The sequence below is a fragment of the Shewanella sp. SM71 genome (assembly GCF_025653905.1).
In the GTDB taxonomy this organism is placed as follows: domain Bacteria; phylum Pseudomonadota; class Gammaproteobacteria; order Enterobacterales; family Shewanellaceae; genus Shewanella; species Shewanella oncorhynchi.
In genome coordinates this window covers 50,649-71,064 of sequence record NZ_JAKKRW010000026.1, presented here as the reverse complement: position 1 = coordinate 71,064, position 20,416 = coordinate 50,649, and the positions used below count along the sequence as shown (strand labels likewise).

Annotated in this window: 12 protein-coding genes and 5 pseudogenes; 13 read left to right on the top strand and 4 right to left on the bottom strand. The window is 40.5% G+C overall.

Annotation, left to right across the window (positions count from 1 at the left end):
- Positions 1-378: 378 nt before the first annotated feature.
- From L5L97_RS20465 to L5L97_RS20450, 4 genes are all read left to right on the top strand, one after another.
- Positions 379-714: a type II toxin-antitoxin system RelE/ParE family toxin gene (locus L5L97_RS20465; protein WP_411568961.1), complete on the top strand. Its 336-nt coding sequence runs from the start codon at positions 379-381 to the stop codon at positions 712-714.
- Entirely contained in the window at positions 711-998 is a 288-nt protein-coding gene (gene nadS, locus L5L97_RS20460) for a NadS family protein (RefSeq protein WP_011074394.1), read from the top strand. Before L5L97_RS20465 ends, nadS begins: the two co-directional genes overlap by 4 nt.
- 232 nt (positions 999-1,230) lie before the next feature.
- Positions 1,231-2,424 (top strand): hypothetical protein, encoded by a 1,194-nt coding sequence (locus L5L97_RS20455; RefSeq protein ID WP_263183779.1) that lies wholly within the window; start codon positions 1,231-1,233, stop codon positions 2,422-2,424.
- Positions 2,425-4,230, top strand: coding sequence for an ATP-binding protein (locus L5L97_RS20450; RefSeq protein ID WP_263183776.1), 1,806 nt, complete (start codon positions 2,425-2,427; stop codon positions 4,228-4,230).
- A 242-nt stretch (positions 4,231-4,472) separates the two neighbouring features.
- Here the strand turns inward: L5L97_RS20450 and L5L97_RS20445 are convergent, their stop codons facing one another.
- Entirely contained in the window at positions 4,473-5,102 is a 630-nt protein-coding gene (locus L5L97_RS20445) for a recombinase family protein (protein WP_011979483.1), read from the bottom strand.
- Positions 5,103-6,086: 984 nt separating this feature from the next.
- On the opposite strand from L5L97_RS20445, the gene L5L97_RS20440 reads away from it, so the two are divergent.
- Together L5L97_RS20440 and L5L97_RS20435 are read left to right on the top strand one after the other, a co-directional pair.
- The gene (locus L5L97_RS20440) at positions 6,087-6,413 is read left to right on the top strand and encodes a hypothetical protein (protein WP_263183773.1); all 327 of its coding nucleotides are present in this window, start codon (positions 6,087-6,089) and stop codon (positions 6,411-6,413) included.
- Positions 6,414-6,941: 528 nt separating this feature from the next.
- Positions 6,942-7,112: pseudogene (locus L5L97_RS20435) on the top strand (EAL domain-containing protein); the annotation flags it as partial.
- A gap of 256 nt (positions 7,113-7,368) precedes the next feature.
- Here the strand turns inward: L5L97_RS20435 and L5L97_RS20430 are convergent.
- Positions 7,369-9,411, bottom strand: coding sequence for an insecticidal delta-endotoxin Cry8Ea1 family protein (locus tag L5L97_RS20430; protein WP_263183771.1), 2,043 nt, complete (start codon positions 9,409-9,411; stop codon positions 7,369-7,371).
- Between the two features lie 175 nt (positions 9,412-9,586).
- Between L5L97_RS20430 and L5L97_RS20425 the strand changes: the two are divergent.
- The 5 genes and pseudogenes from L5L97_RS20425 to L5L97_RS20405 all read left to right on the top strand — a co-directional run.
- Positions 9,587-9,736: pseudogene (locus L5L97_RS20425) on the top strand (transposase); the annotation flags it as partial.
- Between the two features lie 381 nt (positions 9,737-10,117).
- Positions 10,118-10,444, top strand: a complete 327-nt coding sequence (locus L5L97_RS20420; RefSeq protein ID WP_263183770.1) for a biotin/lipoyl-binding protein — start codon at positions 10,118-10,120, stop codon at positions 10,442-10,444.
- A 74-nt stretch (positions 10,445-10,518) separates the two neighbouring features.
- A pseudogene (locus tag L5L97_RS20415) lies at positions 10,519-11,243 on the top strand (IS3 family transposase); the annotation flags it as partial.
- Positions 11,244-11,894: 651 nt separating this feature from the next.
- The gene (gene ltrA / locus L5L97_RS20410) at positions 11,895-13,418 is read left to right on the top strand and encodes a group II intron reverse transcriptase/maturase (RefSeq protein ID WP_411568960.1); all 1,524 of its coding nucleotides are present in this window, start codon (positions 11,895-11,897) and stop codon (positions 13,416-13,418) included.
- 80 nt (positions 13,419-13,498) lie between these two features.
- Positions 13,499-13,953, top strand: a pseudogene (locus L5L97_RS20405) (IS3 family transposase); the annotation flags it as partial.
- A gap of 204 nt (positions 13,954-14,157) precedes the next feature.
- Here L5L97_RS20405 and L5L97_RS20400 read toward each other — a convergent pair.
- Together L5L97_RS20400 and L5L97_RS20395 are read right to left on the bottom strand one after the other, a co-directional pair.
- Positions 14,158-14,577 (bottom strand): annotated as a pseudogene (locus tag L5L97_RS20400) (IS4 family transposase); the annotation flags it as partial.
- Between the two features lie 330 nt (positions 14,578-14,907).
- A complete protein-coding gene (locus tag L5L97_RS20395) occupies positions 14,908-18,024 on the bottom strand; it encodes a M9 family metallopeptidase (protein WP_263183769.1) in 3,117 nt (1,038 codons plus the stop codon).
- 608 nt (positions 18,025-18,632) lie between these two features.
- Here L5L97_RS20395 and L5L97_RS20390 point away from each other — a divergent pair.
- Together L5L97_RS20390 and L5L97_RS20385 are read left to right on the top strand one after the other, a co-directional pair.
- Positions 18,633-19,286, top strand: a complete 654-nt coding sequence (locus tag L5L97_RS20390; protein WP_263183768.1) for a hypothetical protein — start codon at positions 18,633-18,635, stop codon at positions 19,284-19,286.
- A gap of 145 nt (positions 19,287-19,431) precedes the next feature.
- Complete coding sequence (locus L5L97_RS20385) at positions 19,432-20,355, top strand: phosphatidylinositol-specific phospholipase C (protein WP_263183766.1); 924 nt, start codon at positions 19,432-19,434, stop codon at positions 20,353-20,355.
- Positions 20,356-20,416: the final 61 nt, after the last annotated feature.

Here is a 20,416-nt window from a genome sequence, read left to right as displayed (position 1 = left end):
GGTAGCCGAAAAATATTTAATGAAGAAAATAAGACTGAAGCATTAGAAATTCTTACAAATGAAGTTTCAGACTTAGCTAAAGCAATTTATGAGGAACTCCGTCCTTTTAGTACGGGTTATGATGCAAATGTCATCCTCAATAAGTCAGTCTTTTAGCCCTAACAAACGCATGTTGATACTGGTTTTCCGCTGCGCTCCAAATCAGCCGCAAATGCGGGCGTTGTCAAAAATGAGCGAGTGAATCACTCTAATACAGAGTGATTCAATAAAGCAGTCTTGACGAGTGTGTGGTATCAAAAAAATGGCAAATAACGCTGTGTTGATTACCATATTCTTAAGGTGTACAATGTACACCTTGGGGTATAAGGATTTTAATTAGTGAGCTATGCTATTGAGTTTGTCGAAACCTCGATCTTTACAAGACAGATCAAGGAACTTGCAACAGATGACGAACTAAAGGATTTGCAAGCAGAGCTTATTGCTCAGCCGGATAAAGGCGATATGATCAAAGGTACAGGTGGCCTACGAAAGGTTAGAATGGCTGTAGGCAACAAAGGGAAGAGTGGCAGTATACGAGTGCTCTATGTCCTTGCTCTGGCCGATAAAATTTACCTGGTGCTCGCTTATCCAAAAGCAGTTAAAGATAGTCTAACTGCGGAAGAAAAGGCCAAATTAAAACTAATCGTTCAATCACTTAAAGGAGAGAGCAAATGAGTATATTTAACGAACTTCAAGCCTCCCTTGAAGAAGCGGTAGAAATTCATCATGGTCTCAAAAAGCCCGCTCGAGTAACTCGTTATGAAGTTGCTGATGTTAAGTCAATCCGTGAAGATCTGCTTAAAGTGACGCAGGCCGAATTTGCTGCCACGATGGGGGTCAGTGTAGACACAGTTAAAAGTTGGGAAGGTAAACGCCGCAATCCTGCAGGATTAGCAGCTAAAGTGCTTGCGACGATTCAGCAAGATCCTAAAATCTACGCAGCCCTTGCCGCTCACTAAAATTATTTAAAGGCCCTTCTTGGGCCTTTAAATTGCCCCTATCTGAATCACTCTTGCCTAGTCTGGTTTGCGGGCTGAACGCCGTCATTTTTGCAGTTTCGGGATAACTAATTTTTGCCCCATTCCGTGTTTCAGCGGATATATACACCATTTATTCACGCTACTCTTTGACTGAGTTTATCTAATAGATTTACTATGAAAAATACGTTTATCAATTCAGTAACAAGTCTAAATGGCAACTATACCTTTAAACGAAATCTACCAACACAAACTTAACTTTCTTATCGGTGCAGGAGCCTCCAGTGGTCTATTTCCGACGCTATGGCTGCCCCTCAAAGACTCAGATGATGAAAAAAAGAACGAAACGATTGAAACGCTCGCAACTAAGCTAGATCAGCTTGGGGATCAGTATAAGAGTCATCACACTTTGCTGTTTATGTACTACTACGAAAACATTATCGAGCCAGTATGTAAGTTTCAGCTGAGTGACATCCATATTCCTCATGATGAAGAATGTACGAACGACGATCAGTGTAAGGTCTGTGAAAAAATAGAACTAAGAAAAGAGACTATCGGAAATTATGAAATTTTCATTGACTCTATCGTAAGGCTGTTACAACAGAAGAGTGACTTTCAAAGACGTTGTAACCTTTTCACTACTAACTACGATGGCTGTGTACCATTAGTAGCAGACAAGATGATTAAGAAAGGGAATCTTGAATTCAACATCAATGACGGATCAAGTGGCTTCCTCGAAAGAACCCTATCAGCACGCAACTTCAATAATTACGTTTGTCAATCAGGGGTATTCGGACGAAACTCATCTGATATACCACAAATCAACTTTATCAATCTGCATGGCTCTGCTTATTGGCGTAAATTAAAGGACACTATCAAGGTAGAATACAATTTCCTTGATACTGCTGTGGTAATTCCAGAAGAAGCTCGCGACAGCCTTAAGCAGCTAAGTGAAATTCTGAATGATGAAACCAAAACAACACAAGATTTACTCGACCTTAAGGTGGAGATTAATGAAGGCATCCGAGCTGCTTTTTGGAATTCTTACGATAAGCTCCCTATTGTCAACCCAACTAAGTGGAAGTTTCATGAAACTGTCTTTGAGGAACATTATTACCAAATGCTTCGCTTGCTCAGTTATCATTTGGAAGATAAAAATTCGATTTTAATTAGTTTCGCTTTTTCGTTCGCTGACGAGCACATCCGTAACTTGATTAAACGTTCACTGTCTAACCACAAACTACAAGTATTCGTTTGTTGCTTTAATGACAAAGAGCATGAAACTATGTATGGCTACTTTGGTGGTTACAAAAACGTTACATTAATCAATTTCGACGGTGAAAGTTTAGACTTCACTAAGTTCAACAAAGAAGTATTCAATGCTGATTTACTTAGGGATGATGACTAAATGAGTATTAACGTCGGTGAAGTCGTTTCGGTTCGAGGTACTCAAGTCACTCTACGCATCTATGATGAATCAAGCTTAGAAACTATGTATCACGATGGAAAGAAGTACAGGGGTGTTTCTATACGTGAATATATTGGCGTTAAGCGTGGCTTTTGCACCATTGTGTGCATCATTGAGGGTGAATATCTAGATGAGAAACGATTTGAACTAGAAGACAACAAAATTCAATATATCCGCAAGGTAGAAGCCAAACCCATAGGCTACTTTGAACGGAGTAAGTTCAAAGACGGTATTAAACTAATGCCGATGATCAAAGACAAATCTTACTTGCTCAACGAGCGCCAAGTGGTCAGCATTTTTAGTCAGGGAACAGATGGAACATTCAATATTGGAAAAATGTTGAAAGAGGACTTACCTGTTTCGCTTCCTTGGAACAAGGTTTTTAATAGCCACATTGGTATTTTTGGCAACACTGGTAGTGGTAAATCCAACACGCTCACTAGGCTTTATACTGAGTTATTTTCCAATTTTGAAGAAAATCTGAAAGATAAAAGTCAGTTTCTCTTAATTGATTTTAACGGTGAATACACTGGTAACCAACTTATCAAGGATCCTGACAATAAGAGAACATTCAACCTAAGTACTGGTAAAAAAGTAGGTGAAAAGTTGCCGTTGGCTAGTGATCAGCTTTGGAATACTGAAATCTTAGCCTTGTTATTTCAGGCAACTTCGAACACACAGACACCGTTTATCAACCGTGTTATTGAGCGAAGGAAAAAAGACAAAGATAAAGGTGACAGCTTAAAGGACTACATTATAGGAACGTTTTACTTATGCTTTGTCAATCCAGCACAAAATAGAGATTCCTTGGTCCATCTTAGAGTAATCGCAGAGCACCTTTCTAGCACCCCTCTGAAAGATAAATTAAGTGGCATATTTTGGTATGGTAATAATTCAAAGTTTGCGTGCAAAGTTGCAGGGGCAGCAACCTGGGATTTTTTTGATACAACGGCGGATTTTGATCGCAATCTAAGACCAATCTTAAATGGTTTAGATATATCAAAAATTGACGCACTAGATGAACTGGTAGTGAGGATTAACGTTCAATTGCTTAGAGATTTATCATATGGGCATATTCAATTCGAACATATTCAACCTCTTTTGAAGAGAGTTGAAAGCTCTGTGAATGATCTACGGAAAATCTTTATCATCAAAGAAAATGTAAAAGATGAGTTCAAGCTACTGAATGTTGTTTCATTGAGAGGATGTAATCAAGCAACTAAGAAAATTGTACCTTTGCTGTTGGCGAAGATGTTTTATCAAGAACACAGAGATAATGTCGATACGCCCCCTAAAAATACTTTGCACTTCATCATTGATGAAGCACATAACATTTTGTCGCAACAGTCAAATCGTGAGCATGAGATCTGGAAAGATTACAGGCTGGAGATGTTCGAAGAGATCATCAAAGAGGGGCGCAAATTTGGGATGTATCTGACACTATCAAGTCAAAGACCAGCAGACATTTCACCAACGATAATGTCTCAGCTTCACAACTTTTTTATCCATAGGCTTGTCAATGACAAGGACTTGTTCCTGATAGACAATACGATTAGCACGCTAGATCGAATGTCTAAAAGTTTGATACCGAACCTATCTAAAGGAGCATGTGTTGTAACTGGCACTGCTTTCGATTTACCGATTGTAATGCAGGTAGATTACATCGAGAGCAAAGAAAGCCGCCCTGCTAGTGATGATGTTGATCTTGCTGAACTCTGGGGACTTGTTGATAAAAAAGAGGCATAGCGCAATTTCTTGCCCAGTGCCGTTAAAGTTTTTGCCAAAATATCGTCTAGTTCGCTTTGCCCAAATAATGGTTATCCAAAGAGAATGACTTGGAGTTAACACTCTAAGTCGATTCTGTCCAAAAATGAGCCAGTGAATCACTCTACACCAGACTGATTCAAGCTGGCCTTAAAACAGACCCATTTCGCCCCGTATCTTCCTTCCAACGGGGCATTTTTTTTGCCTTAGAATGAATCAAATCTTTAGAGAATTGATTCATCGGTTTTTAGCTCATTCAACTTAGCTGCTTTGGCAATGGTAGAACGACTGCATTTAAGCAGACTCTGCACTTGTGACCAGCTTTTCCCTTCATCGAGTAGTAACCGAATATTTTGCCTCAATCCATGGTTAGGCTGACGTCCAAGGTATTTTCCTAAGGTTTTGGCCTTTTCGATGCCTTGCGCTTGTCGCTTTCTTCTTGTCTCGTAATCATCTCTGGCCATTGCCGCGGCTAAATCAATCATGAACTCAGTCAGTACCTTTGCGATCATGGTATGTTCTTCTGTGCCACTTAAGATCCCATGTGTCATTGGCTGGTCAACGACCACAATATGAATATTAGCTTTTACCAATTTACTTTTTAGGACCTTCCATTGCTCGAAGGGGAGGCGAGACAATCTATCGACTTTTTCTATGAGTAAAACATCGCCAGGGTGAGAGTCCATGATTAAGCGCCCAAGTTCAGGCCGTTCAATTTTCGCCCCTGATTGCGTCTCAGTATAAAAACTGGCTATGCGAACATTTTTACTGTCTGAAAATTGAACCAACTCATTTCTAGCTCGATTGGCATCTTGTTCATCTGTTGATGCGCGCAGGTAGGCCCGAATAAACATTTTGCCTCATTTGGTGTTTTTAGGATGTGGTTTACGATGCTAGTGCGAGTAGGGTTTAAAATCAATATATAGCGAACCTATTAGCAATGAGATGTGGCTAGTTTGCTTGGGGTATGCCCTAAATGAATCGATCTTATTATCATATTGGATCAATGCAGACTTAGTTAAAGGTGGCGTATTAAGTTTGCATGATTTGGCTTGGTAAGTGTTAGAGCGATTATCCTAAGCAATTTCTGCCAAAAGCTTGTTACTGTGCTTACTAAATAAAAGTGTAAACCTCGTTCTTATTGATCAAATTTTATTTATGATTCAAAGTATCCATAATTACTGGAGAGGTTAACTTTCTACCATGATAGTAGTGGCGAGCGAGAAGCAATTCCAAAGCTGCAAAAAATTAGCTAAACTCAATCGTTGAACACTAAGGACTAAATTGCATGGGATGCAGAAATTCTACATTCGAACAGCTCTTTGAATTCACTGGATACTTTTGGCAGATTGGCGCCGTCGTCACGGCATTATTGGCATTCTGTTCATACAAGGCAGCTATGTGGGCACGTGGTTTAAGCTCGCTGCCATCCACACACATTACGGCTGTATTTGAACATTTCTCTTGGCTCTTTTACTTGCCATCTGTAATGCTAGGCGCAATTACAGTTCTGTTTTTTATTAAAACGCTCAATACGTACCAAAGTAAAGATGGAATATAACAATCAGCAAAAGAGGTACAGTCAACGTGTGGCATGTCCAGTATTTTTTGGCCAGAGGTGTTTAAAAGTTCTATTGAATCACTCTCGGTAAGTCTCGTTCACGCGCATAAAGCTGTCATTCAGCATTCGTTTTTAGCTAACGCACTTTTGCCACTTTGCTTGTTTCAATGCCGTTCTCTGATTGCACCTAGGTCATACTTGTTGCCCCAATTTTTGTAATGCTACAAGGTGCTACTGTGATGGTGGCGATTCAAAGTTCATTTTTAGGTAGGTTCATATGTTCAAAATAAATGTATTGGCGTTAGTACTGATATGCTGTGCTTCTCAGGTTAATGCCTCTACTCTTACATTTGATCACAACAGTAAGCTTGGTATGTGTGCGGGACTCTCCAAAATTGCTAATATTCAAATCGAACAACAGAAAATGACAAAAAGTATTGATCATTCAGAAGGGCAAGAAAGAGCACTGGGAGCTATGAGTTATGGTGGCGGTTATGCTATGGGGTTAGTCGACATGTACCATACCTTGAAGCCGAAGGAAAAAAGTAAGATTATTACTGCTAAGCAAATTTTTCAGCAAACAGGGTGTACGGTGTATCAATAGAAAGAGGTTTTTCGTTCGGGATTTGAACACATTGTAACAATGGCGTAGCTCGTCTAATTTGGGATGATGCCGAATGTAGATGAGAAGCTAACTGTATCGGTGACGATTCACTTTGAACGATAGGCCAAATTTAGTTGACCAGTACAAACTCAGTAAGATCGTGTTCAAAATTGGGAGATTGATATGGGCAAAGTAACCGGTATTCCATTCTCAGAGGTGAAAGCGTAGCTTATGGATAATCCTGACGTTATCGCAGCCTATACGCCATAGTCTTGTGATGAATGCATGGACATGATGGTTCAGCATCACGGTTAATTAAATTAAAATCACAATGTTACCAGTGTGATTGATGAATGTTAAAATACGTGTAATTATCAGATTGCTCTCATCAGTATAGATGAAGGCAATTGGAATAATGTAAATACATGGAGTCAAGCCCGCAAAATTTTGGCGGCTTCCCACTTACAACCCCAACCTCTTAATTTATTGATCATACTGTCTCAAAATTAAGTGTCCGATGGGATCAGAACAATTATCCAACTTTATCATAAGATTAAATATGTGGTGGTTGCAGAAGGAGTTGAGACGCAGGAGCAGGTGGATTATTTGAGTCGTCGAGTGCATTTTTTACAAGGGTATTTCTTTGCTAAACCGATGAAAATCGCTGATTTAAAGCTATGGTTAGTCGAGCATTTATAATGCATTAGCATGCATAAAATCAAGCAACGACCCACCTGAGGCTCGAACTCAGAGCAACTCCTTCATAAACACCCTTACCAAGGTGCTTATGAAGTGGGCACTAGGCAATTAAGCTGTTAATTGGTGAAATACCATCGCTGGTTACCAAAACTCAATTAATTCAACACTTTCCAACCATTATCACCCGACTTGTACAGCATTTAAATAAACAAATCGGGCTATGATCATCCAGTTTTAAAGTGATATTTAATTAGATTTATGGCATTGAAATCACTTCAATTCGGTCTAAGAAAACTTCATTTGCATCGAGATTAGATATACTAATACTAATACTACCTTTCTCGAATAACATACCTTCTTTAAATAACTCCATTAAAACGAAGTTTCCACTGTTCCCAGGGACAAACATTCTAGACGGGGTGTCATGTGCTGGATCTGTGGTGTTCGAAAACATTATGTTTCCACTATAAATACTAGAGTTACCAGATCGAATGTTAAAATTACATTTAACATCTTTAATGCAGGAATAACGAATTCTCACTCGGTATTTCTGAGTAAGATTATTAATAATTGGCAACGCAACTTCCTGACCATGAACAAGTTTTATAGCAGAAGCGCTGTTGGCTGGTTCGCTTACATATAACATTTCACCACTGTTAAGATGTCCCTTTTCTAAAGGGAAACCTTTAATAATAGATATTCCTTTATTAGATTTTTCATCTATATCTCCAATATAGTTTTCGGGGAAGAGATCAAAAGGAACATGACTACTCATAAATCCCCATTTCGAATGCGTATCTGCATGCTTCTCAGGCTTATCGTCTGATTGAATAGGATATATCGCATTTATTTTTTGGTTGCTGAATGCTGTATTGGTAGATACTTGAGATGGTCCAATTGGGGCTGTGCCCGCCACAACTCTATTATCAACGTACACAATGCTTAAATCCAAATACATGGAGTTTTGAGAGCGGATGTTAAGATAAGTAATAGGGCAGGAAACTTCACGAATTGAATTGTTGTCTCCAGCCGTTATTGATGTACCACCATATTGTAATGCAATTCCATTGCAATAACCATGCTCTACATCATTCTTACCTTTTCCTTTGTTATAATAACTATTAAACCTAACATTAGATAATTCCATTTTTTTATATGTAAACGTTCTTAAATCTGAAGATTCTTTAAACCCGATACCACCAGGTACTGGACTGAAAATATCTATAACGTTTGCAAATATCTTGTTATTACCTTCCCATGGCCCTGCGACATCAGAAAATACTAAACGAGTTTGATCAGATTTAAAATTTGTATTGTAGTAGTATTGATCATCTAATGCGGGCCAAGTTGATACAATATCAAAGCACTGGAGATTCATACAACGAACATAGCGATTATATGTTAAGGTAGAATCTTTATTATCTTTTTTTAGTGATGGCAAAAATTTATTATAAGTATCAGATACTGTTTTTGTGTAACTTTTTATATTGTCTTGTAATTGTTTCCGCAGTGTTTGTACATAATCATGTTGTTCAAACACTGATTCCCATTGGTTTGCAAATAAAATATATCCTTGCTGAAGTACAAGATCCAAAGTGGCGACAATGGTATACATTGGTAGGGTTAACATAACCGTCTCTTTATTAAAATCACTATCGCTAGCTGATAGCTTTGGATTTTTAAAATGAGGCAATGCTGTTTCAATCGTACTTCTTGCAATTTTAAATGATTCTCTTACGCTTACTAATTTGTCTAATTGTGTTTGCTCATTTAACTTCTCTGGTGCTAGGAGCCCGACATCCGGCGATACACTATGCCCAATAGCGACTTGCATGTCACTTTGAAAATGTGATAGTTGCTTTTCGATCCCATCAAGGTCATTGTTTAAATCATTTAGGGTAAAATCTCTAAACTCATTATCTACAAGTATTTTAACTTGTTCCATAATCAGGTCAAAATATGCTTGATTTGCATTCTGACCTGAGGCTCCACCAAATATTTTAGGAAAAACAAAACCTATGAACATGTTAATAAATGGAAGTGCAGGTCCCACTCCAGGTATCAACCCGAGCAAAGATACTGATGCTTTTGCTAAAGCTGTAAAATCAACCGTTCCGCTTTGTGAGGTATCCCATGCTAATTTAAGATGTTGGTTTAATGGGTCTAAATAACCTGTTTTACCAAATTCCTCCCAAGCGCCAGTTAAGTCGCTAAAAGTACTAGAAAACGCATCAAAAACTGATGAGTCTTGAGAAGGCTTATTTGCTAAAACATTACAAAAACTTGAATCAACTGTCATAATATAACTCCATTTTAAATAGTAAATATTAATAAATAGTAAATATTAGTTTTTTTAAAAGAAGATGTTTTATATAATTTAAACTCTGAAGTTGCGAAGCAACCAACAACTGACAATAGATGCTGCGCTACAAGACGGCAATATAATTGATGTAAATGATACTTTCTAATGACTTCTTGGAGTTAGCACTAGCCTGCTTTACAACTGGAAGAAAAAACACGAAGCCCTGAAATAGGGTATCACCTTAGAAGAGTCTGAACGTGATGAGCTAAAGCGATTGCGTAAAGAAAACAAAGGATTACGCATGGGGAAAGACATTCTAAAAACATACAGAATTACTTGTTAAAGATGTTGAGTCATTGATATATGCAATTGACTATGCCTTAACCAAACGTTAAACCCATAGAAATTTTAATCCGAAACTGATGAGCTAGAGCAAAGGGCCTATTACGCATTTTTCCATTGAAATGACACGAAGATATTCACTCTTAGTACTCATTTGTATCCTTTGTCGTCTTAACATTAAGAACGTATTAGTATATTCGGAATTACAATGTCAAAGTTATTTAGGCGGTAGGTTTTAGAAAAAACAAGACCACATATTATGGGAAAGCTGTAATAATAACTCCAATACATTACTCAATTATTTTGTTTTTCATTTCTATTTTTGTGGTTTTTATATTGACTTTCCTTTTTTGTATTGATTATGAAAAAAGAAAAGGTTAAAGGTTATCTTGTCCCAACGAATGGGCTTTCTAGAGTTTATTCCCATACAAGCGGTGTCGTTAGTCAAATAGCGGTAAAGGAAGGCGATATTGTGAATCAAGGTGACACATTACTTTCTGTATCGAATGACAAGTTTCTTCAGAACTCCTTAAGTTCTGACAAAGAAAAAATTAAAGAACTAGATAATCAAATTAATATTGTCAATGGTCAGCTAGTTCAGTATGATAATTTATTTAAAGAGAGGGTGCCTAGATTACACAGTATCATTAAATTTTTAAAGCAAGAGCAAGTTGAGTTAACACTTTAAGGCAATCTGTTCTGGTCTAATTCCATCGGACACTTAATTTTGAGACAGTATGGTCAATAAATTAAGAGGTCTATATGAGTCTGAAAAAATCACATAAGAGTTATCCGCAGGCATTTAAAGATGAAGCCGTCTTGATGGTGCTAGAGCAAGGTTATAGCGTTGCCGATGCGGCAAAGTCTCTTGGAGTTAACACCAGTCTGCTTTACAACTGGAAGGAAAAACACCAAGCCCTGAAACAATCTATCACCTTAGAAGAGTCTGAGCGTGATGAGCTGAAGCGATTGTGTAAAGAAAACAAAGAATTACGCATGGAGAAAGGCATTCTAAAAATACCCAAGGGGCACGCCGAGGCCAGCGCCTTCTTTGCGAGAGAAATGAAGTAAGATTTCGTTTCATCAAACTGCAATCTCACCTGTTTCCCATAGCACTGTCATGTCGAGTAATGAGTGTAAGTTAATCAGGCTATTACGATTGGCATAAACGCCCTGCAAACGTGATAAGCCTTGAAACACTGAAGCTTTATCGCCTTGTTCGACAGCTATTTAAGCAAAGTCGAGGCAGCTTAGGGGATCGTGAAATGGTGAAAAAATTGCGCAAGGAAGGCTACCAGGTTGGTCGCTATCTTGTTCGTAAAATTATGCACCGCCTTCGACTCAAAGCAACCCAACGACGCGCTTACAAGGTGACTACGCAGCGAAAACACTCAGATGCAGTGGCTGATAACCTGTTAAACATGAACTTTAATCCAGTATCGGCTAATGAGGTCTGGGCGGGTGACGTGACCTATTGTGTGCCCGGAGTTCAGCACTAGTAAGGAATGCTTTAATGAACCACGAGTCTATCTGAAATACATAAACAACACGGCAGGAGCTGACGAGTTTATGGCACTACCTGGTTGTGCAGGTAGTTGAGTCTGAGCGGCAGTGACTTATCGTATGCTGATAAGGTGATGTAACTCGCTGACAACGGGGAGTGAGGCGAATTCGTTAAGCCAAGATGCTCCTCTAGACTAAGTATTGGACGGATGAAGAACATGAACCGATTAACCCGCATCTATGGGCTGAAACGTCGCCACTGCCTACACGAATTAACAGGCAGTATGTTGCTGTAACAGTGCTAAATGTATGGGCACTATTACCGAATTAACGAGTAACAGGTAAGTACTTATTAATGGATAAACGTCAAATCACAATTCGCGTTTAAGCATCATCACCTTACAGTACGATAAGGTTAAAGACTGCGATCGGCATCCACCCCAATATGTTTGAGTTCAGATAGGTAAACCGGGGAAGGCTTGTTTTGAATGATAAGGGAGCACGACCCCGATGACAAACAAGCTGGCGGAGTGTCCGTAGTAGTCTGAGATGGGGAAAGCCCATTACATGGCGAAGGGACGCAGTTTAATTGATTTGCGAGAGCAAATTACCTGACCTTAATGAGGTGAAGACCTTTGATAATCAGCGAAATGCAACGCAAATTAGCGACATGGACAGCAACCGATAAAACACACCGTGTTAGTCGACTGCTGCGCCTAATCAGTCAGCCGCATTGGCTTAGTCAAGCGGCACAAGTAACGCTTACTTCTAAAGGCGCTAAAACCCCCGGTGTTGATGGGCTAACAAAAGTTCATTTACAGGCGAATTTGGCAAGCTACCTTGATGAGATCAGAAATGACCTTCTATCGGGTAACTATCAACCGAAACCTGCGAGACGAATTTATATCCCCAAGGCCAACGGAAAGCAGCGACCTTTAGGAATCCCCACACTTAGAGACAGAATAGTACAACGTGCCATGCTCATGGCCATGGAGCCAATATGGGAAAATGATTTTCATTCGTTATCCTATGGCTTTAGACCTGAGCGTAGCGTTCATCACGCCATTAGAACAGTTAAGTTACAAATGACTGAATCCAATGAGACAAGAGGCCGCTGGGTCGTTGAAGGTGATTTATCAAGCTACTTTGATACTGTTCATCATCGATTACTGATGAAATGTGTACGTAAACGGATCAGTTGTCTCAGATTTAATGAATTGCTATGGCGCTTCATTAAAGCGGGTCATGTTGAACGTAACCTATTTTGCGCGACAAGCGAAGGCGTACCACAAGGTGGTGTAATTTCTCCTTTATTATCAAACATCATGTTAAATGAGTTCGATCAATATCTGGATAAATGTTACTTGAGTAAGAAAGCGCGTAAGGACCGTTGGTACTGGAATCACAGTATCAAAATCAAACGCAAACCTGCGATTGAGGAAGACAGACAATGGAAACCAGCCGTCGCTTATTGTCGCTATGCTGATGACTTTCTAGTGATAGTCAAAGGTACTAAACAGCAAGCGGAAGCTATTAGGGATCAATGTCGCCATTTCCTCGAAGGTAAGCTTCAGCTTACGTTAAATATGGACAAAACTCATATTACACATGTAAATGATGGTTTTATATTCCTTGGACATAGACTCATTCGAAAACGTGGGCCAAAAGGGAATATGCGCGTAGTGACTGGTATCCCAAATGGTAAAGCGAAAGTATTTGCTTATTCATTGAGTAAAGCATTATCAGGTGATCACAGTTGTAGCAAGATTGACAAGGTTGAAGAGCTCAGTCGCAAACTAAAGGGCTGGGCGCAATTTTATCGGCACACTGATTATACCGCTAAGGTTTACAGTAAAATTGATCGTATCGTTTTCTGGAAACTTGCCAAGTGGTTGGCTAGGAAATATCGTTGTTCTATCAAGTCATTAATGATGAAATGGATCAAAAGACCGACACCAAATCAGGCCTTGACTTGGGTACTATTTGGCAAAAGTAACCGAGGTAACTTATGTGGCGCGTCACTATTTAGATTAGTGAGCAGTCCTAAATTACCGTTCAGGTGGCGAGTGCCAGAGTCTAATCCCTATCTTAGAGATGAAATTAGAAACACGGTCACATCTTACTACAGCGATGTTGCAATGGCTGTTAGTCACAATTAGGCGGAGAGCCGTATGCGCTGAAAGGTGCACGTACGGTTCGGAGAGGAGAGGCAGAGAAATAGTTTAACTACGCTCTGCCTCTTACTCTACTAAAGACGGGTGAGGGCTGGATGTATTTAGCTGTGGTGATGGATTTATATTCACGCCGGATTGTGGGATGGCACATAGACAAACGCATGACCACGGATTTGATATCTAAGGCATTAATAAAAGCCTACAACCTGCGCCAACTGGCCAGAGGGTTGGTATTTCACAGTGACCGAGGCTCGCAATATACCAGTAAGCAATTTATGGTATCCGAGCCAGCATGGGTGATGTGGGTGCGTGTTGGGATAATGCCGTTGTTGAGCGTTTCTTTGGTAGCTTGAAACACGATTGGATTTTTAAAGTTGCTCAACCAACAAGGGAGTTTATGAAGCAAAATGTGACGGCTTACATGAAATATTACAACTTGGAGCGGCTTCATTCTGCTAATGACGATCTGTCACCTGTAGAGTTTGAGAATTCTCAAGTAAAAGTGTCCAGTTTGGGTTGACCAGTACACTTTTACTTTGGCGAGATAAAGCGTACCACTTTTCAGCAGTTTGCTTCTTCTACACCTCAATTTGAGTGTCGCAGTTATTATCTGAATTCTGGCTTGAGCCAATATTTATCATCAGTGGCTATTGAAATTATTTATTTTAAACTTATATAGGCCTCTTAATTTATTGACCCTACTGTCTCAAAATTAAGTGTCCGATGGGATTAGACCAGAACAATGTGCTCTATGGAGTTTATTCAGAAACAGATTATGGGCAGGTTGAGTTCCTTACAGCACTAACGGAAATGTTCGTTCGTAGAGCGTGATAGAACGACCCTTGATAGCGATAGAGGCGCGTGGCGCAATAATCTCCCGCCTTTCACGCATATCTGACCAATCCACCAATATGGTCGGTATCGTATGTGCTGCCAGTAGCCACTTTGCATGCCACTGATAAACAGCCAGTCTTTCATGGTGAAGATACGGTTTGCCCAGTAATATATCCATGCGTTTTATTGAGTGTTTAGTCTGTGTGCTGGTGTCATCAATGTGCCGTCCTAAATATGTTAAGGTGAGGCAATCCGCGTTGATAAGTGCTCGGCAAGCAACCATGAGGCTATTGAGTAAGTTTTGGTTAATTTTTGGACAATGTTGGTAGAGATATTGATGTTAAGATAGTTAATACTTACGCGTTGATGCCATGTGATTGATGTTTGTTCGCACTTCCATCTGATCACACGTTAAGGTGCAAGTTCACTCTACTCTAATTATTTATCAGAAAATCATCAGAGGTCAGCGACCGAGATCTTTAATATACCCGCGTTGTTGCCAAAATAGATGAATATCCAGAATACAGATTCTATGAATCTGTAGTTTAAGCCGCTAACTGTGTTAATTAACCCGTTAGCGGCTTCATTACAGAGTGTCGTACTATGTATTGGTTAAGGATGATTATGTTTAAATGTTGGGTCAATTGTAACGTAAATTAATTTGCAGTGCGACACCCGAACTTTGGGGCTCACTTTGCACTGTGATGTAATACCAACCCTCGTTTGGTGTATTGACCGTGATGTTTTCCCGCGTATTCCCGGGTGTTACAGACGCGGCATCAAAGTGTTGCGCATTAGCCCAAGTTGTTCCAGAAAACAAGCTGACATCACCACTGCCGTGAGCCGAGTTGATGCTTAACTGACTTGTTCCCTCGGGTATCCAGAGGTAATAATCGCTACGGCCATCGGCAATGCATACGGCTTTGCCAGCACTCAGTACACCTTGACTTAAGGGCGCTTGAGTTGCACAGGCATTCGCAATTTGCGCCGGACTAGGAGTATTGCTCGAACTGGTATTTAGGGTGAGGGTTACGCCGCTAAACTCAGTGGCAGTATCAATCGTGATATAACGCCAGCCACGATTGGAGCTGAAGCTAAGCGATTCTTGATTTCCTGCTTGATCGCTCTTTGCATCGGCATTATCTGCGTCGGCCCACTGACTGGCATTGAAGTAAATATTGGCATCCCCTGAACCGCCCTTAGTGGTGACAGTGAACTGGGTATTATCTTCCTCAACCCAGAAATAGAAGCTGTTACGCCCGCCACTGATGCACTCATTTTTGCCTAGAGTGAGCTTACCGTAATCTAAGGTCACTGCGCCGCAATTGGCTGGTAGCTCAGGATCCACGCCGCCATCCCCCAGATCGGGGTCGATATCAGCAAATAGCTCAGTGGTGCTGACTTGCATATCGACGCCGCCAAAATCCCCCGATAAGGTAATGTAGTGCCAATACTCGTTAGGGTTTAACTGCACCTTAATCACTTGATAATTACCATTACCGATACCAGCGCCTTGGTTTTGCTCAGGGCTTGCCCAGCCTCTAGAATCGAAATAAATGTCGGCATCCCCCCAACCGCCGCCAATCTTGATCCAAAGCTCTTGGGCTGTGCGATCGCTATTGGTGAAGCTGAAACTGGCGCGGCCGAGTTTTGAATCGATACATTCCATCGGCACATCAATTTTCAGGCTGGCCGATTCAGTATAACGGTAGGCTTCATTAGTCACTTGGCAAGGTGAGTAATCCTTACTGATAGTGCCTGCTGGTCCTATCCAGTTGCCTTCCCGGCCACTGGGCTCAGCGTCGACATCACTCGGGCCCTTATCGACTATGCCATCGTCAGCAGTGCTTAAACCACTGGCGAGCCAACCCTGCCATTCGTTATCGTAACGTGTGCCGATATTATCCATAAAGGCTTGATATTCTGCATATTGATCGTTGCGTAGGTAGACTAGAATCTGTCTCACATCGTCCCTGTGGTGTTCGAACATGAAACGCACCGCCAGATAGCCCCAGCGATAGATGCGGTCTTGACCAGATTCATAGTTGTTTTTGAATAGAGTCGACAACATAAACTCGCCAGTTTCACCCATAGCAATGGCTGTTGTATTGGCGTCACGGTAAGAGATGTATTCCGCTAAGCCTTCAATCCACCAAATGGTATTGGCCGAAGTGCCACGGCTAAAGTCACCAAACAAGTTATAGCGTCCGTCGAGGTAGTGTACGTATTCGTGTTGCAGGTTCCAGACGTGGAAATCCGGTGTGCGCCATTCGGCTTCATAGGCGATAAAACGTGCCTGATTTTTGAGTCCGGCTGGCGAACCTTCGAGATACATGCCGCCATTGTCGGTATTGATACCAAAGATACTGCTGGCTAAGGATTTATACTCCACCGAACTGCCAAAGATCACTAGCTCTAAGTCATCGTTATTATCTTGCTCTACGGGTTGCATCCCTGTTTCGAGTTTGCTGTGAAAATAGTTTTCTTGGTTGGTTAGCACATCACAGACCCATTTAGCTTGATCTTGATATAAATCTTGGGCGCGGATCTTAAGGCTGTCGGAACATTTCCAATTGAAAGGTAAAGTATCGGCTTCTAATTGCGCCTTAAAACCACAGATATTGTAATCGTTACAATGACTACGATCGTAATAGTCGGCCATTTCAGCTACCGCGTACCACAGCACTTTGCTCGGTTCGGTTTTACTGGAGCTGTTAAGGATATTTTTGACCAGTTGGGTTACTCTCGGACGCATAGCATCAACATAATACAGTCTAGATAACTCTTTGACTGAGTTGACTAAAAGATACTCCGCATTGGTGCCTAACAAGTCGCGATGTTCGAGTTGGAAGTTATTCAGTACATCTAAAATGCTTTGATCCCGAGCGAACAGTGCTTGCATGCCATTATTCCATTGAGCGCGGAATAAGGTGGTAAATACTGAGTTAGCAGCGGCGTTCATGGCAAAACTGGCTTGCCAGTTTGCGTCGTAGTCCGTAAGCACTTTAATGGTTATATGATTGAAATCGGCGCCGAGCTCGGCAGAATCAATCAGGATTAAGGCTTCTTTCAACACACCAGCATTAGCATCGGAGACAGTCCAAATCGCATTGTTCGCAAATAAAGCATTAAGGGCAGATTTTAAGCTGACCTTAGCAACATTGCTGTAAGCGGGCACATCATTTGGGCTGTAAAACTGCACATAAAGGGCGGCACGAATAAAGTAAATATGGGACTCAAGATGCTGAATATCGACCCCAGTGTAGCCCTTTGCTTTAGTGGCAATGGCATTGGCGACACTGATCACATTGGCCTCGCTAAATAGTGCGGTCGCGCTACTGCCTTTGAGGCTATAGAGTTTACCGACACATTCGGGTGTCGATTGGCTCAATTGATCCACTAGGGCTTGGTCCGATTTACCGACAAAGTCACTGCAGTCATTGCTCTGCAGTGTAGCGCTGCGACTCTGTAACTTAAGTAGCGGTTGCTCCGATATCTCTCGCTTCTGGCGCGAGTGTATCTTAGGCGGTTCAGTCATCGTCGGATCATTGGGCGATGCCATCAATGGCGTCTCTCGCAGGAGCGGTCTATGTGATTCAATTATACTAATTGGCGCTGAAGGGGGGAGCGGTGCTGGTTGCGTTTGTGGGTGGTTTGATATGTTATCGATTAATGGAGTACTCGTGTGAGTGTTGTGGGCGAGAACAGGGGTCACAATGGCTAAGCTAACAGCTAAGAAGAGTAGTGATTTTTTCATTGTGTATCCTTAGTTATCTAGTCTGCAAAGCAGATCTTCCTTGGGCGATATTTTATACGTGTAATACATGCTTGCATGAAATATGATTAAGATCAGCACTGAGGTAAATAGCTATAACTCTGTATGATCTGCAAATGACACAAATTAAGAATGGGTGTTATTAGTCAATATATCCAGTTTTTTAAAAAACTATTATCCCTTTATACTTATCCATTGATTTATCCTAAACCCTATTACAGAACATCATACTATTTGCTTGGGTTTTTAAATTAGCTGCAAATATACTATAGTCTTGGTACAGGGTGAGGTGCACTTAAAAAACTCACTGTAGTAATGTTTTCATTCTTTGCAGTCTAAATCGTATTTAATGGTTCTAGTACGATAAAGTTAATGCGGCGAAATTTCAGTTAGCGACAAAATTTACATACCTCACTAAATATTAATGATAGTGTTAAATAGTTCTAAAGTAGTATTGCGTTAACTGGCTGAGTTGCTATTTTTGTTGTTGAGGTAACTTACCGTTAAAAATTGTTTAACATATTTTTCGGTAATAATATTTCACACCCTAAGTTAGTTAAAAAGTTATAAAAATAACGGAGAATAATATAATGGGAATTAAAATTCACGATAATGAGTTTGTATTTAACATTGAAGGACTGTCAGACGTTTCCTTTACTGAAAAGGACCATTGCATTAGCCATGGCCAACCTTATGAAGGCGTTACTTGCCACGGGAAAACCCTAGTAGTAAAAGCTGGCCGTCATAAAACAAGCGATGTTTCGCATTGGTTTATGAACAACGCGCATGGAGGTGGGGTCATAGCTAAAACATTTAACGATCACCAACCTGCAGAACTTAATTTTGCAGTACGTGGAAAGTTAACCCTTACCGTTAATGGCACTAAATATATTATCGACGATTTCCTTTTAGGGCAAGGTAGTTATTTAAGCCACAATAACTGGTGGATTGGCTCGAAGGACATGATCGGTGTGACGTGGGGGGGCACTGTAGACCTAAAGTATGCTGAAGGCTTAGCGAAAGATACGTTAAAGATTGTAAAAAATGTAGTTACAGAGAACCCCGTAGGCGCTATTACTGCGAGTGGCCAACTAATCCTCGACATTTTAAAGCACAATCAAGTTGGTTCCGGTTCTATAGCTGCATTAATTAGTGGTTCAAATACCACAGTAGAGTTATTCTTATTCCAAATGGACAATTCTGATACTAAATCAAGTATGACAGGTAAGTACGCAGCACCTTAAGTCTTATCAAATAAAGCCGAACTGATGGTTAGAACTATTATACTAAATTAGTTCATTCATATAATAAACTTACTGATAGGCTATTACCTGTGGGTCATAGTCTATCAGATATTATTTCGACAGATAGCCAAAATTGGAGAATAATATGTCTCATGTAAACACAAAGAATTGGATGAGTGCGCTAGATAAAAGTTTAACATTAGACAAAATTTCTATACCCGGTACTCATGACTCCGGTACAGAAAAGGCCCCACCAATAGGAGCCAGAACACAAAACTTTGATATTTATACCCAGTTAAGTGATGGCATTCGTTTTCTCGATATACGTGTCAAAGCAAACGGTTCAAAATCTGATCCTCTAAATATTTATCATGGCATCATCAGTTGTGACATTTCTCTAGGCGATGTGCTTAATGATTGCCTCCGTTTTTTCTCTGAAAACCCAAGTGAAACAATAATAATGCTAATGAACGCAGCAACAAGCAGCGTTGAAGGCGTACAAGAGAGGTTCGAATATTACGTCGGGCAAGATAAATATCAGAATTTGTTTTATTTGGGGGGGAGAGTACCAACATTACAGCAATCACAAGGTAAGATAGTCTTACTAAGGCGCTTTACTGGCTGCTCAGGCATAGATTTGTCAAATGGCTGGAAGGTTGATGAAACTTTTGCGTTAACAACACCTGAAAACCAGGTTTTTGAGATTGAAGATCAATATAAAGAGCATGATACTCATAAGAAAATGGCGGCAGTTGAATCTTCAATTAATCGTGCCATAGAGACCCCTAATGATGGGGTCATGCACATTACCTATAATAGTATCTCTCAAGGTGGGCACACCCCCTACCAATACTGTTGGGGCGGCGGGCTAGGTAAAGTCGATCCCATGATGAATCCAGGGCTTACAGAATTCTTACAGCGTAAACAAAAAGGGGACCGGTTCGGTATTGTCGTTTTAGATTTTTATAATAATGAAGCGAGTAATATAGATAACAGTAACGCAGAACTTATTATTAATACCAACCCTGACGTCATGTTAGAAACGGGTACTAAAGCTAGAGTTTGTTGATCTTTCGAGAGTGTTTTTTAGACAGTATGGCAAGATATTATAATTTGCTTCGCCAAAAAGT